Here is a 13,522-nt window from a genome sequence, read left to right on the forward strand (position 1 = left end):
GAGTTCCGGTGTGTCGAGCATCTGCCTCAGCATGTTCAGCGTCACTGGATGAGGAGGCACGAGCATGCCGATAGTTCACCACCGCAAACCCAGCCTCCTGTCGTATCCGCTCTGGTTCGGCGCGCGGGCCCTGCTGCGACCCACGTTGTCGCTGTGGCCGCTCAACAGGGCGGGGATGGCGGGACTGTTCCTGATCGATCGTGCGATCGCGGTCGGTCCGAAGCCTCGAGGTGTGGTCCGCGAGCAGATGAGACTCGCGGATCGGCCGGTCGAGCTCATCATGCCGTCCGGGCCGTCAGGCCGCGACTCCGAGACGGCGATCCTCTACCTGCACGGCGGCGCGTTCCTGGTGTGCGGACTCGGTACCCACCGGTCGATCGCGAGCCGACTGTCGAGCGCCTGCGAACTCCCCGTCTTCTCCCTCGAGTACCGCCAACTGCCGTCGGTCGGCGTGGGGACGTCGGTGTCGGATGCGGTGGAGGCCTATCGCGAACTCATCGGCGAGCGCGGATACCGACGTGTGATCGTCGCCGGTGACTCCGCGGGTGGTTTTCTGGCCGGCAAGGTCGTCGAGACCGCCGCGTGCGAGGGGCTACCGCGACCGACGGCCTTCGTCGGCGTCTCGCCCCTGCTCGACCTGGACGTGGGGACCAATCCCGATCGTTCGAGCCGCTCCGATGCATACATCCCGCAGAGTAAAATGGTGCAGCTCGCGCAGCTGTTCGGCCGTGGACCGATCCCGTTCTCCGGTATTCGCCGAATCCCGGCGATCGTCGACTCCGATTTCCCACCGACCGCGATCATCACGGCAGAAGGCGAGATGCTCGAGGCAGATGTGATCGAGTTGGTCGAGAAGCTCGACGACGCGGGTGTCGATGCCGTCGGCCACAGCTATTCTTGGCAGGTGCACGCGTTTCCGGTGCTCACCACACGTCATCCGGAGACGGTGCACGCGATCGGGGTGATCTCCGCATTCGTTGCCCATGCAATCCGAGAGGCCAAGGAAGCTGACCACCGAAAGGACCGACGGGCCGGCTGAGTCCGAGTCCGCCCAACCGTCCACCCAATCGTCTGCACAACGGTCGGCCGAACCGTCGGCCACGCCGGGAGCGATCGACGCCCGCTTCACGCTGGCTGCCGAACGAACGGTGCTGGCCTGGGTACGCACGTCTCTCGGTTTCATGGCCGCCGGGGTCGCCGTCGTCTACGTCTCCGACGACATCGCGCATCCGGTGGTGGAGGCTGTGCTCGGACTCGTGATGGTGGGCCTGGGATGCTCGATCGCCCTGCTCGGTGCGTGGCGATGGCGCCGCACGATGGCCGTCCTCCGCGACGGGGGCGAGATGCCGGGGCCGTCGCATGTGGTGTTCCTCGTCGTTGCGATAGTGGTGATTGCCGTGGCGATCGCCGCGGTGATCCTGATTCAGACCTGACGTGAGAGAGCTGCCATGAGAGAGCTGGGATGAGAGTTCTGGGATGATCAACAACGACTTCCAACGAGGAGCCCTGGGCTTCTCCCGTGGGATGACCATCGTCGGCTCGGTGATCCTCATGGTCTGCGTGGCGCTGCTGACCGTGAACTGGTGGCGTGAAGGTCGGTGGCTGTGGGTGGTGATCGGGATCGCGATCGTGGTGGTCAACATCGGTTTGATCTTCTTGCAGTTCCGACGCCGCAAGCTGACACCACCCCCTCGGCCGAACGCCACCGATCCGGACGACTGAACGTCCGATGACCTCCGCTCGGGAACGGTTCGAGACGGCCAGGATCGCCCGGCTGGCCACGGTGGGCGAGGCAGCTGTTCCGCATCTCGTACCCATCGTCTTCACGCTCGCTCCCGACGACGACATCCTCTACTCGTGCGTCGACCACAAGCCGAAACGGACCCGCCGTCTGCGCCGGCTCGCGAACATCACCGCCAACCCTTCGGTCTCGCTGCTCGTGGACCACTACGCCGACGACTGGACCGCGCTGTGGTGGGTCCGCGTCGACGGCCGCGCCGACGTGGTCGATGCCGACACGACGGTGGGCGCCTGCGCGATCGACCTGCTCGCCGAGAAGTATCCGCAATATCGCGTGGAACGGCCGGACGGCCCTGTCATCGTGGTGCGCGACCTGGTGTGGCAGGAGTGGGCCGCCCGTCCCTGAAATGTCAGGCCGTCAATTCCTCGTCACAGACATTCAATCGGGGCTCCTCCACGGCGAACTGCGTGCGGTAGAGCTCGGCATAGCGCCCGTTGCGGGCCAGCAGGGTCGCGTGGTCGCCCCGCTCGACGATCCGACCGTGCTCCAGGACGGCGATCTCGTCGGCCGCGCGGATGGTCGACAGCCGGTGCGCGATGACGAGGGACGTCCTTCCGGCCAGCGCCTCGGAGAGTGCTTCCTGCACAGCCGCTTCCGATGTCGAGTCGAGGTGCGCGGTCGCCTCGTCGAGGATCACCACCGATGGCTGCGCCAACAGGAGGCGCGCGATGGTCAGACGCTGGCGTTCGCCGCCGGAGAGCCGGTATCCCCGCTCCCCGACGACGGTGTCGAGGCCATCGGGCAGGGACGCGATGAGGTCGTCGAGGCGTGCTCGCCCGAGCGCGTCCCAGATCCGCTCCTCGGATGCGGTCGGATCGGCCAGCGCAAGGTTGGCGCGGACCGTGTCGTGGAACAGATGTCCGTCCTGGGTCACCAGGCCGACGGTCCGATGCACCGACGCGCTCTGGAGATCGCGGAGATCGACGCCGTTGAGGTGGATGGCGCCTGCGTCGACGTCGTAGAGTCGCGTCGCCAGGTTCGCGATGGTCGACTTGCCCGCGCCCGAACTGCCGACGAGCGCGGTCATCGTCCCGGCCGGGACGTCGAGGTCGATGTGGTGCAGGACCGTCGATCCGCCCCGGTTGTCCAGTTGCGCAACCTCTTCCAGAGATGCCAGCGACACCTTGTCGGCCGACGGGTAGGCGAAGGACACGTCGTCGAAGTGCACGGAGACCGGGCCGTGCGGGACGGGTCGGGCGTCGGGTTTGTCGGCGATCAGCGGTTCGAGGTCGAGCACCTCGAAGACACGCTCGAAGCTGACCAGGGCACTCATGATCTCGACGCGTGCATTGGCCAGCGCGGTCAGCGGCGCGTACATCCGGGTGAGCAGGAGGGCCAGCGAGACCACCGCGCCGGCGGACAGATGGCCCCCGACGGCGAGCCATCCGCCGAGCCCGTAGACGAGCGCCAGTGCCAGGGCCGAGACCAGCGTGAGCGCCGTCATGAAGTAGGCCTGCAGCATCGCGCGGCGGACCCCGATGTCGCGCACGCGATCTGCGCGATCGGCGAACTCGGTCGACTCGATGTCGGGGCGACCGAAGAGCTTGACCAGGGTCGCGCCCGGTGCCGAGAACCGTTCGGTCATCTGCGTCGACATCCGCGCGTTGTACTCGGCGGCTTCGCGGGAGAGGGACGCCATCCGCTTGCCCATCCGGCGCGCCGGGATCACGAACACCGGTAGCAGCACCAAGGCGAGCAGCGTCACCTGCCAGCTGATCGCGATCATCACGCCCACCGTCAGGACCAGGGTCACCGCATTGGACACCACGCCGGACAGCGTGTCGCTGAACGCCCGCTGCGCCCCGATGACGTCGTTGTTGAGACGGCTCACCAGGGCGCCGGTCCGGGTGCGGGTGAAGAACGCGACCGGCATCTTCTGCACGTGGTCGAACACCGAGCGACGCAGATCGAGGATCAGTCCCTCGCCGATGTTGGCGGAGAACCAGCGCGTCCCGATGCCCGCCGCCGCCTCGACGACGGCGATGAGCGCGATGAGCAACGCCAGGCCGGCGATCGCACCACCGCTTCCGCCGCCGGTGATGAGGTTCACCACCCGTCCGGCCAGCAGCGGTGTCACGACCGTCAACAGTGCGGTCAGCACCGACAGCCCGAGGAACACGCCGATCCGCCGCCGATGCGGCCTCGCGAACTGCGCGATACGCCGCAACGTGGTGCCTCGCTCGCCCCGTAGGTTCCGTGCCTCCGGCGCGTTCATCGATTTGTACATCGTGTCCCAGCCCACCGATTCCATGCTCATGACGACCACGGTAGAACCTCAAGTTCACTTGAAGTCCAATCGGAGGTCTGATCTGCAGCATCAGTCGCGCTCGCGTCGTCGCCGGTTGCGTTCGCGCTCCTGACGTCTGCGGGCATGTTTGGCCGCCACCCGGGTCATCGCGCGGGTAGGAGCCTCCTCGTTGCCCGGCTCGGCGGGTTGGCCGTCGTCGCCGGGCGGGATTTTGAACCGGATGCGTCGTAGTCCGGGGAACAGGATTTCCAGGTTCTCCGGATCGCCGGGGAGGACGAGTCCTTCGGGGGTGATGAACTCGGTCGTGAGCACGCCGTGTCGGTCGCGGTATTGGTCGTCGACCCAGTCACCGAAGGTCTTGAGCAGATGCCCGAAACGGTGTTTTGCATTGAGGTTGTCGGGCAGGGTTTGTCCACCGTGCGACGGATCGTTGTGGTCGAACTCCTCAACATGGTCGAGGTCGGCATCGAACGCAGAAACCTCCGATCCGGGAACCACGCTGGAGCCGTCGCGCACGCGCACGAACGTGTCCAAGGCGGCGGTCGGCCGGTACGGATCCGACGGCAGATGTGCCGGCAGGGTGAACGAGCCGTCCGGATTCTGCGGCGTCCCTTTCGGCACCAGCGGCTTGATCACGGCGTCGGGCCGGCCCGCGAGGTCGCGGGCGTGCTCGTCAGAGATCACCCCGTGTCCGGCGATGAATCCGGCGTTGTCGGCGTCCCCGTTCAGGGTGGATTCGTCGACGACCACGTGGATGATGACTTTGCTGTCCGGCGGCACGGTGCCCGGCTCCGGAATCTGCGCGGTGCAGTCCTCACGTCCGCACTCACACTCGAACGCAGTGCCCGTCAACAGCGCGAACGTGGCATCCGAGCGTCGTTGCTGCGTAGTGCGCTGATCGTGCTCACACGCGCACGCGGCCAGCGCTTTCACCGACCCGTCCGACAGGCGTGCGTCCTCCGCCGACATCGTCGCCGAGAACTTCGCCATCCCATCGGGCAACGGCTTGGTGGATACGCCCCGCGCGTCCAAGGCTTTCTGCCGGCGTTCGCGTACGGCGTCAGGATCGTGTCGGTAGACGATCCGGTCCACCATGTCGCGCAACCGCTCCGCCGACCACGCACCCTCGTGCAGATCGAGGCGGGCAGCGATGTCGGCATCCACTTCGGCGGCACAGTCATGACCGTTGACCAGGTCGGTGCGCGCGATGATCGATGTGACCCGCTCCGCCGAGATCCGGCCGTCACGCAACCGCTCGGCCACCCGCGGCAACCGATTCCGCAACGCAAGCGCCTCACGGACCATCTGTTCGGCCTTGCCCTGCCCGATACCGAAGCTGATCGCGATCCGCGCCGCACAATCGGCGAACCCATCCACCAGCAAGAGATCGTGCGGATCCGACTCGGTACCCACCAACCGCGCATGCAACTCGGCGGCCACCCGATAATCGCGCCACGCCAAAAACGACCGCCCGCGCTGGGCTGAGACCAGGCTGCCGATCAGATCATTGGTGTCAGCCTCGCCGATCTCCCCGACGTCGACCCGACCGGTGAAAAAGGCAGGCAGATCCGGCCACGGCGAGACCTCACCCCACCACGACGACAACCGCCACGCCGGACCCGACACCAGACACCTCTCAGAGAACGAACGAATACCGTCGGGACCGACATTCGGCATTCACATTCTCTGAAAGACCAAGCCGCCGAACCCTACTGGGCCCTGCAGCAGCTTGCTCCGGTACTCACATCAACTCGTCGATCCCGTTGAAAAGAACTCTATGTCACCCCACCGACAGATTTGATCGCCCGATTTCGCCGACCGGTGACAGCACGACCCCACCACCCTGAGTACGTTGGAACAGAGTGATCGATCGGTGAGGAGTCCGCGCGCTCGACAAGCCGCGGCCGTCAGGAGCGAGGTAAACGTGGCAGAACTCAAGCTCGGTTTCAAGGCGTCGGCGGAGCAGTTCGATCCGCGTGAGCTGGTGGAGATCGCGGTGGCCGCCGAGGAGCACGGCATGGACTCGGTCGCGGTCAGCGACCATTTCCAGCCGTGGCGACACAACGGCGGGCACGCACCGTTCTCGCTGGCCTGGATGGCCGCGGTGGGGGAGCGGACCAAGCGGGTGCAGATCGGGACGTCGGTGATGACCCCGACGTTCCGCTACAACCCGGCGGTGATTGCGCAGGCTTTCGCGTCGATGGGCTGCCTGTACCCCGGACGCATCATGCTGGGCGTCGGCACGGGTGAGGCCCTCAACGAGTACGCGACCGGCTTCCAGGGTGAATGGCCCGAGTTCAAGGAGCGCTTCGCCCGGCTGCGTGAGTCGATCAAGCTCATGCGCGAGCTGTGGACCGGCGAGGAGATCAACTTCGACGGTGAGTACTACAAGACGCAGGGCGCCTACATGTACGACGTGCCAGAGAAGCCGATCCCGGTCTATGTCGCCGCGGGTGGTCCGGTGGTGGCACGGTACGCCGGGCGCGCCGGAGACGGCTTCATCTGTACCTCGGGCAAGGGTGCCGACCTCTATCAGGAGAAGCTGATCCCCGCGGTCAAGGAAGGTGCGGAGAAGGCCGAGCGCGACTTCGACGCCATCGACCGGATGATCGAGATCAAGATCTCCTACGATCCGGATCCCGAACTGGCGCTGGAGAACACCCGGTTCTGGGCGCCGCTGTCGCTGACCGCCGAGCAGAAGCACAGCGTGAACTCGTCGACCGAGATGGAACGGCTGGCCGACGAACTGCCCATCGAGCAGGTGGCCAAACGGTGGATCGTCGCGTCCGATCCCGACGAGGCCGTGGAGAAGGTGAAGTTCTACACCGACTGTGGACTGAACCACCTGGTGTTCCACGCGCCCGGCCATGATCAGCGCCGATTCCTGGAGAACTTCGAGAAGGACCTCGCGCCCCGGCTGCGCAAGCTGTCGGTCTGATCCGGCGTCAGACGGCCGACCGCAGCAGACTCACGACGCGGTCGGCCGCCTGGCTGCCCGCGACCCGATGATGGCGGCGCATCCAGATCGCGCCCGCGGATCTCCGACGACGAGGTGCCGACACCTGCCCGAACGGGCTAGGGTTGATCCACGTCGTCGAGGAGCGAACGTATGCGAAAACTTGTCGTGCTCATCGCTGCAGGCGGGCTCGTCGCCGCGGGTAGCGGCGTCACCATGCTCGTCGCGGATCCGTCGCCGACATCGGCCGCTCCATCTGTCACCCGATCGTCGTGCGGACAGTTCCAGGGCTCCGGACCCGCTCCCGACTGCGGCGCCCGCGTTTCCGACCACACAGTGCGTGTCGAGTTGCGCAACAACGGGATTCGGCCGGTGCCGGTGATCTGCACGCTGGGCCGCGTGGGCCCGCAGCCACCCACGGCCACCACCACCCTGGGGCCGGGACAGCGAGGTGTGCTGAGCGCGACATCGGCGCTGCCGGGCGGACAGACCTACGTTGTGGATTGTCAGAGCGCGGTGCCCGTAGGTAAGGAGGTCGCACGTCGCGCCGTCTTCACCGCGACCTTCTCCTCGCCCGATCGCGCGACGCCGAAGCGGTCCACTTCGACCAGAACCCGACCGTCGGTGCGTCCCCGATCGACCGTGACGCCGACGGCGACGTCGAAGCGGACGCCGACCGTCACCCGGGCGCGTCCCCTCCAACCACCGACGCACACGCCGCCCACCACCACGCCCACCACCACGCCCACCGCCACGACGACCGCCACGACGACGACCACGACTCCACCGGTCGGCTGATCGCAGCGCGCGCGGCCTACCTGCGTCGTACGTCGGATACCGTTGACATCCATGGATCGTGACCGGATGGTGGATGTCGGGGTGGCAGTGGTGTCGCGCTTCGGTGCCAAGGCGCTGAGCCTGACGTCGGTGGCCCGGCAGGCCGGCGTGGCCAGGGCGACCGCCTACCGGATGTTCGGCGGCAAGGACGCCCTCATCGCGGCGATCGTCGAGCGTGAGGTGGCCACCCTCCGCATCAAGTTGCGTGAGTGGGCCGACGCCGAGCCCGACGCCGCAGGCAAGGTGCGGTCGCAGATCCTCAACGTGCTGCCCTACATCCGCGAACACGAAGCGCTGCAATATGTCCTGCGCAACGAGCCCGAGGAGATCGTGCGCGCACTGGTGGCGACGAAGGACGCGGGTGGGCCGACCCTGATCCACCAGATCGTGGCGGAAACCCTCCCCGACCTGCAACCGGAGATCGGCGATCAGCTGTACCCGCACCCTGCGGGGGCGGCCGAGTTCCTCGTGCGGACCATCTACTCGTTGATGCTCATCCCCGACAGCGCTCTGTCCGATGAGGAGATCGCCGACCTCGTCGTGCGTGCCATCGTCGTGCGTGCCATCGTCAGGTGAGTCGGGCGGCGCCCGGCCGGGCCGTGCCTGCCGCCATGCCCGTGACAGTTAGGGTGAATGTGTAACGCTCCCGAGGAGGCCGGCCGTCATGAAGATCCACGCCGATTCACCGAAAACCGATGAGACCGCCCTGCCGGTCGTGCATCTACGCAGGCCACGCTGGGGCGACCCCGAAACGCCCGGCGAACTGCCGGCGGCCGCGGCAGCGCTGGTCGGCGCGGACGGCAGCGAGCAGCGGGGAAACGAGCGACGGGGTGTGGACCCCGACGACGTGGTGCTCGACGACCCGGCGATCCCGGGCGCCGCGCGGTCGGCCCTCGTCGACGCACTGGGTGAGGTGAACGTGACGGCCGATCACCGGCAACGTATCGACCACACCCGTGGCTACTCGACTCCCGACATCCTGGCGCTGCGCGGGGGCGACGCCGGTGATGCACCCGATCTCGTCGTCACCCCGGGATCACACCACGACATACTCCGCCTCCTCGAAATCTGCGCGGTCCATCGCGTCGCCGTGGTGCCGTACACCGGCGGCACATCGGTCGTCGGTGGTCTCGCACCGGATCGTGCCGGGTTCGCGGGCGTCATCAGTGTGGACCTCACCCGGCTCGACGGACTGGTCGAGATCGACGAGATCTCTCGCACCGCGACGCTGCAGGCGGGTCTCCGCGGGGTCCGTGCGGAGGAGTTGTTGCGCGCCAAGGGATACACACTCGGTCACTTTCCACAGTCATACGCCGGTGCCGGCATCGGCGGCTACGCCGCGACCCGGTCGGCCGGTCAATCCTCGGCCGGATACGGCCGATTCGACGAGATCGTCGAGGGACTGACCCTGGCCACACCGCGCGGGACCATCGAGGTCGGCACGGCCCCGAAATCGGCGGCCGGGCCGGATCTGCGCCAACTCGTCCTCGGCTCCGAGGGCGCGTTCGGCATCATCACGGAGGTCACCGTGCGCGTCCGTCCGGCCCCCGCGCACCGGGTGTTCGAGGGGTGGCGGTTCGACGACTTCGAATCGGGCGCCGCCGCCCTGCGTGCGCTCGCACAGGACGGGCCGATGCCCACCGTGCTGCGGCTGTCAGACGAGACGGAGACCGCGATCAACCTCGCCGACCCGGATGGCGCCGGCGCCGCAGATGCGGCCGCTGATGCCGGTGCCGGTGCGACGGCGCAGGGTGGCTGCCTCGTGGTGGTCGGATACGAGGGGCATCGAGAGGAGACGGAGAGCCGGCGCGCGACGGCGGCGCGGGTTCTCGAGAGCACCGGCGGCGTCGGCCTGGGCACCGGCCCCGGGGAGGCGTGGCGCACCGGCCGTTTCCGGGCGCCCTACCTGCGCGATCCGCTCCTCGACGCCGGCGTCCTGGTGGAGACCCTCGAGACCGTCACATACTGGTCGCGTCTGGCCGACCTCAAGGCCGCCGTCACCGCGGCACTCACCGACACGCTCACCGGCGCGGGTACACCGCCGTTGGTGATGTGCCACATCAGCCATGTCTATCCGGCCGGGGCATCGCTCTACTTCACGGTGGTCTGCCCGCAGGCCGAGGACCCGATCGCCCAGTGGTCGGCCGCGAAGGTCGCCGCCAACGATGCGATCCGGGCGACCGGCGCGAGCATCACCCACCACCACGCGGTCGGTCGCGATCATCGTGATGCCTACCACGCCGAGATCGGGGAGCTCGCGCTCGAGTCGCTGCGTGCGGTCAAGGAGACGCTCGATCCGGCGGGTGTCTGCAATCCCGGCATCCTGCTCTGAATCACCGGCTGCCGATAGGCTGGCGTACATGGGTGCAGACACCGGCACGTCGAACAGCATCTACATCGCGTCCGCAGAGGGCGACACGGGCAAGTCCACGATCGCGCTCGGCCTGCTGGCCCTGCTGTCGGCGACCGGCGGGCGCGTCGGGGTGTTCCGCCCCATCTCGCGCGCTGCCGCCGGCGAACGCGATTACATCCTCGACCTCCTGATCGACCATGCCTCGGTAGATCTGCCGTACGAGGACTGCATCGGCGTCACCTACGAACAGGTCCACGCGGATCCGGAGGGCGCCATCGGTGAGATCGTCGCGCGCTTCCACGCCGTCGAGGCCCGCTGTGACACGGTCCTGGTGATCGGGTCGGACTACACCGACGTCGGCAACCCCTCCGAACTGAGTTACAACGCGCGCATCGCGGCCAATCTGTCCGCGCCGATCATCCTGGCCATCAAGGCAACCGGTCGGAGCGCCACCGAACTCCACGGGCTCGCAGATCTGCTCGTCACCGAGATATCGGCCGTGCACGCCACCACCGCCGCCATCGTCGTCAACAGGTGTGAACCAGAGCTGATGGTGGTGATCGGCAAGGAGGTGGAGAAGACGGGCACGCCGACCTGGTGTCTACCGGAGGCGCCGGTCCTGTTCGCGCCGACCATGGCCGAGTTGAAGGATGCGCTCGGCGCCGAGGTGTACAGCGGCGACGAGGAACTCCTCGACAGGGAAGCGCTCAAGGTGATGGTCGGCGGCATGACGGTCGAGCACATCTTGGAGCGTCTGACCGACGGGACGGTGGTCATCACCCCGGCAGATCGCTCCGACGTGCTGCTCGCGTTGGTCAATGCCAATACCGCGCAGGGCTTTCCCCGACTCTCCGGGATCATCCTCAACGGCGGACTGCGCCCGCATCCGATGATCCAGGCACTGGTGAGCGGACTGAAGCCGACCCTGCCGATCATCTCGTGTGAGCAGGGCACCTACGAGACGGCTCGGACCGCCGCCCACACCCGCGGTCGGATCGCCGTCGGGTCGGCACGCAAGATCGAGGCCGCGCTCGCGCTGATGGAGGAACACCTCTCCCCGGAGGCGGTGATGAAGGTCCTCGACGTCCGTGCCCCGTCCGTGGTGACCCCGCAGATGTTCGAGTACCGCCTGGTGGCGCAGGCCCGCTCGGAGCGTAAGCACATCGTGCTGCCCGAGGGCGAGGAGGACCGCATCCTGCGCGCGGCGAGCCGACTGCTGAGGCGCGGGGTCGCGCGGCTCACCCTGTTGGGCGACGAGGACGTGGTGCGCACGCGCGCACAGGAACTCGCACTCGACATCGACGAGGTGGACGTGATCGACCCGGCGACCTCCGATCGGCTCGACGAGTTCGCCGCGCTCTACACCGAGCTGCGCAAGCACAAGGGGATGGACCTCGAGCGCGCCGTCGAGACCATGCGCGACGTCTCGTATTTCGGCACGATGATGGTGCACACCGGACTCGCCGACGGGATGGTCTCGGGTGCGGTGCACACCACCGCGCACACCATCCGCCCGTCCTTCGAGATCATCAAGACCAGCCCCGGGGTCTCGACGGTGTCGAGCGTGTTCTTCATGTGTCTCGCCGACCGCGTGCTGGCCTACGGCGACTGTGCCGTGGTCCCCGATCCCACCGCCGAACAGTTGGCCGACATCGCGATCTCGTCCGCGCAGACCGCCGAGCAGTTCGGCATCGACGCCCGGGTCGCGATGCTGTCCTATTCGACGGGGCAGTCCGGTTCCGGCGCCGACGTCGACAAGGTGCGAATCGCCACCGATCTGATACGCGAACGGTCGCCGGAGATCTTGGTGGAAGGGCCCATTCAATACGATGCGGCCGTCGAGCCGACTGTCGCCGCCACCAAGATGCCCGATTCGGCGGTGGCCGGAAAGGCGACGGTGCTGATCTTTCCCGATCTCAACACCGGCAACAACACCTATAAGGCCGTGCAGCGCAGCGCGAACGCGATAGCGATCGGGCCGGTCCTGCAGGGCCTCAACAAACCGATCAACGATCTGTCGCGGGGTGCCCTGGTCTCCGACATCGTGAACACGGTCGCGATCACCGCCATCCAGGCGCAGCAGGCCCCGACGCCTGGGGAGGCACGATGAGTCCGCAGTCCGCCGAAGGCGCGGTGCTGGTCCTGAACGCCGGTTCGTCGTCGCTCAAATACCAATTGCTCCATCCGGATACCGAAGAGGTGCTGGCGGACGGCATCGCGGAGCGGATCGGCGAGCACGATTCGTCGATCACCCACGAACAGGGCGGCGACTCGGTGACCGAGGTGCGGGCGCTGCCCGACCATCGGGCGGCGGTCGAGTCGGCGATGCAGTTCTTCGCCGATCGCGGAACGGATCTCGCCACCGTCGGCCTGCGAGCAGTCGGTCATCGCGTCGTCCACGGCGGACGGATCTTCCATCAGCCGACCCTGATCACCACCGAGGTGATCTCCGAGATCGGTCGGATCTCTACCCTTGCGCCGCTGCACAATCCGGCGAACCTGATCGGTATCGAGGCGGTGCGGGCGTTGCTCCCCGAGGTTCCGTCGGTGGCCGTGTTCGACACCGCGTTCTTCCACTCACTGCCCGACGCGGCGGCCACCTACGCGATCGATCGCGGCGTCGCGAGCATGCACGCCATCCGCCGCTACGGTTTTCACGGCACGAGCCACGAGTACGTCTCCGGTCAGGTCGCGGAGTTCCTCGGCCGTCCGGTCGACGAGGTCAACCAGATCGTGCTGCACCTCGGCAACGGCGCCTCGGCTTCGGCCATCGCAGGTGGCCGGCCGGTCGACACGTCGATGGGTATGACCCCGTTGGAGGGGCTCGTGATGGGCACTCGCAGTGGTGACATCGATCCCGGCATCGTGATGCATCTGAACCGGGTGGCGAAACTCGGTGTGGACCAGATCGACACGCTGCTGAACAAGCAGTCGGGACTCAAGGGGCTCTGCGGCGAGAACGATTTCCGCGCCATCACCGAGAAGATGACGGCCGGTGATGCCGGGGCGCGTAAGGCCTACGACGTCTACATTCACCGGCTCCGACGCTACCTCGGCGCGTACATGATCGAGCTCGGGAGGGTGGACGCGATCACGTTCACGGCCGGGGTCGGGGAGAATGCGGCGATGGTTCGTGCCGATGCGCTCGCGAATCTGGAGAACTACGGAATCGTCATCGACGATGAGCGAAACGCCGTGCGTACCAAGCAGGCCCGGCGTATCTCGGCCGATGCCGGCGAGGTCGATGTGCTCGTCGTCCCCACCAACGAGGAGCTGGCGATCGCGCGGCAGTCGGCGGAGATCGTCGCCGAGCTCTAGGGCGACGAT

Annotated in this window: 12 protein-coding genes; 10 read left to right on the plus strand and 2 right to left on the minus strand. The window is 67.2% G+C overall.

From position 1 onward, the window contains the following. Nucleotides 1-64: 64 nt before the first annotated feature. The 4 genes from ACLQ3I_RS06935 to ACLQ3I_RS06950 are packed head-to-tail and all read left to right on the plus strand — an operon-like array spanning nt 65 to nt 2,146. Nucleotides 65-1,039 carry an alpha/beta hydrolase gene (locus ACLQ3I_RS06935; RefSeq protein WP_425800847.1) on the plus strand — a complete coding sequence of 325 codons (975 nt, stop codon included), beginning with the start codon at nt 65-67 and terminating at the stop codon, nt 1,037-1,039. Beyond that, nucleotides 984-1,433, plus strand: a complete 450-nt coding sequence (locus ACLQ3I_RS06940; RefSeq protein ID WP_425792184.1) for a YidH family protein — start codon at nt 984-986, stop codon at nt 1,431-1,433. The genes ACLQ3I_RS06935 and ACLQ3I_RS06940 overlap by 56 nt, the downstream gene beginning before the upstream one ends. Before the next feature lie 43 nt (nt 1,434-1,476). Then, the gene (locus ACLQ3I_RS06945; protein ID WP_425792185.1) at nt 1,477-1,722 is read left to right on the plus strand and encodes a hypothetical protein; all 246 of its coding nucleotides are present in this window, start codon (nt 1,477-1,479) and stop codon (nt 1,720-1,722) included. Nucleotides 1,723-1,729: 7 nt separating this feature from the next. Further along, complete coding sequence (locus ACLQ3I_RS06950) at nt 1,730-2,146, plus strand: TIGR03668 family PPOX class F420-dependent oxidoreductase (protein ID WP_425800849.1); 417 nt, start codon at nt 1,730-1,732, stop codon at nt 2,144-2,146. 4 nt (nt 2,147-2,150) lie between these two features. On the opposite strand, the gene ACLQ3I_RS06955 is transcribed toward ACLQ3I_RS06950, so the two are convergent. After that, complete coding sequence (locus ACLQ3I_RS06955; RefSeq protein WP_425800851.1) at nt 2,151-4,058, minus strand: ABC transporter ATP-binding protein; 1,908 nt, start codon at nt 4,056-4,058, stop codon at nt 2,151-2,153. A gap of 60 nt (nt 4,059-4,118) precedes the next feature. Next, a complete protein-coding gene (locus ACLQ3I_RS06960) occupies nt 4,119-5,675 on the minus strand; it encodes a DUF222 domain-containing protein (protein WP_425800853.1) in 1,557 nt (518 codons plus the stop codon). 298 nt (nt 5,676-5,973) lie between these two features. On the opposite strand from ACLQ3I_RS06960, the gene fgd reads away from it, so the two are divergent. The 6 genes from fgd (at nt 5,974) to ACLQ3I_RS06990 (ending at nt 13,513) form a co-directional block, all read left to right on the plus strand. Continuing rightward, entirely contained in the window at nt 5,974-6,987 is a 1,014-nt protein-coding gene (gene fgd, locus ACLQ3I_RS06965) for a glucose-6-phosphate dehydrogenase (coenzyme-F420) (RefSeq protein ID WP_425792189.1), read from the plus strand. 171 nt (nt 6,988-7,158) lie between these two features. Next, nucleotides 7,159-7,803 carry a hypothetical protein gene (locus ACLQ3I_RS06970; protein ID WP_425800855.1) on the plus strand — a complete coding sequence of 215 codons (645 nt, stop codon included), beginning with the start codon at nt 7,159-7,161 and terminating at the stop codon, nt 7,801-7,803. A 51-nt stretch (nt 7,804-7,854) separates the two neighbouring features. Further along, nucleotides 7,855-8,418, plus strand: coding sequence for a TetR/AcrR family transcriptional regulator (locus ACLQ3I_RS06975; protein WP_425800857.1), 564 nt, complete (start codon nt 7,855-7,857; stop codon nt 8,416-8,418). A gap of 88 nt (nt 8,419-8,506) precedes the next feature. Further along, on the plus strand, nt 8,507-10,174 hold the full coding sequence (locus ACLQ3I_RS06980; protein ID WP_425800859.1) for an FAD-binding oxidoreductase: 1,668 nt from the start codon (nt 8,507-8,509) through the stop codon (nt 10,172-10,174). 28 nt (nt 10,175-10,202) lie between these two features. Then, nucleotides 10,203-12,305, plus strand: a complete 2,103-nt coding sequence (gene pta / locus ACLQ3I_RS06985; protein ID WP_425800861.1) for a phosphate acetyltransferase — start codon at nt 10,203-10,205, stop codon at nt 12,303-12,305. Then, nucleotides 12,302-13,513, plus strand: a complete 1,212-nt coding sequence (locus ACLQ3I_RS06990) for an acetate kinase (RefSeq protein WP_425800863.1) — start codon at nt 12,302-12,304, stop codon at nt 13,511-13,513. The genes pta and ACLQ3I_RS06990 overlap by 4 nt, the downstream gene beginning before the upstream one ends. The last annotated feature ends 9 nt before the right edge of the window (nt 13,514-13,522 follow it).

The organism is Gordonia sp. DT101, assembly GCF_049844895.1.
Taxonomy (GTDB): domain Bacteria; phylum Actinomycetota; class Actinomycetes; order Mycobacteriales; family Mycobacteriaceae; genus Gordonia.

What these genes read in the sequence shown, in the direction of transcription:
- ACLQ3I_RS06935 (WP_425800847.1), top strand. Translation starts at nt 65, where the DNA reads ATGCCGATAGTTCACCACCGCAAACCCAGCCTCCTGTCGTATCCGCTC.
- ACLQ3I_RS06940 (WP_425792184.1), top strand. Translation starts at nt 984, where the DNA reads ATGCAATCCGAGAGGCCAAGGAAGCTGACCACCGAAAGGACCGACGGG.
- ACLQ3I_RS06945 (WP_425792185.1), top strand. Translation starts at nt 1,477, where the DNA reads ATGATCAACAACGACTTCCAACGAGGAGCCCTGGGCTTCTCCCGTGGG.
- ACLQ3I_RS06950 (WP_425800849.1), top strand. Translation starts at nt 1,730, where the DNA reads ATGACCTCCGCTCGGGAACGGTTCGAGACGGCCAGGATCGCCCGGCTG.
- ACLQ3I_RS06955 (WP_425800851.1), bottom strand. Translation starts at nt 4,058, where the DNA reads ATGAGCATGGAATCGGTGGGCTGGGACACGATGTACAAATCGATGAAC.
- ACLQ3I_RS06970 (WP_425800855.1), top strand. Translation starts at nt 7,159, where the DNA reads ATGCGAAAACTTGTCGTGCTCATCGCTGCAGGCGGGCTCGTCGCCGCG.
- ACLQ3I_RS06975 (WP_425800857.1), top strand. Translation starts at nt 7,855, where the DNA reads ATGGATCGTGACCGGATGGTGGATGTCGGGGTGGCAGTGGTGTCGCGC.
- ACLQ3I_RS06980 (WP_425800859.1), top strand. Translation starts at nt 8,507, where the DNA reads ATGAAGATCCACGCCGATTCACCGAAAACCGATGAGACCGCCCTGCCG.
- pta (WP_425800861.1), top strand. Translation starts at nt 10,203, where the DNA reads ATGGGTGCAGACACCGGCACGTCGAACAGCATCTACATCGCGTCCGCA.
- ACLQ3I_RS06990 (WP_425800863.1), top strand. Translation starts at nt 12,302, where the DNA reads ATGAGTCCGCAGTCCGCCGAAGGCGCGGTGCTGGTCCTGAACGCCGGT.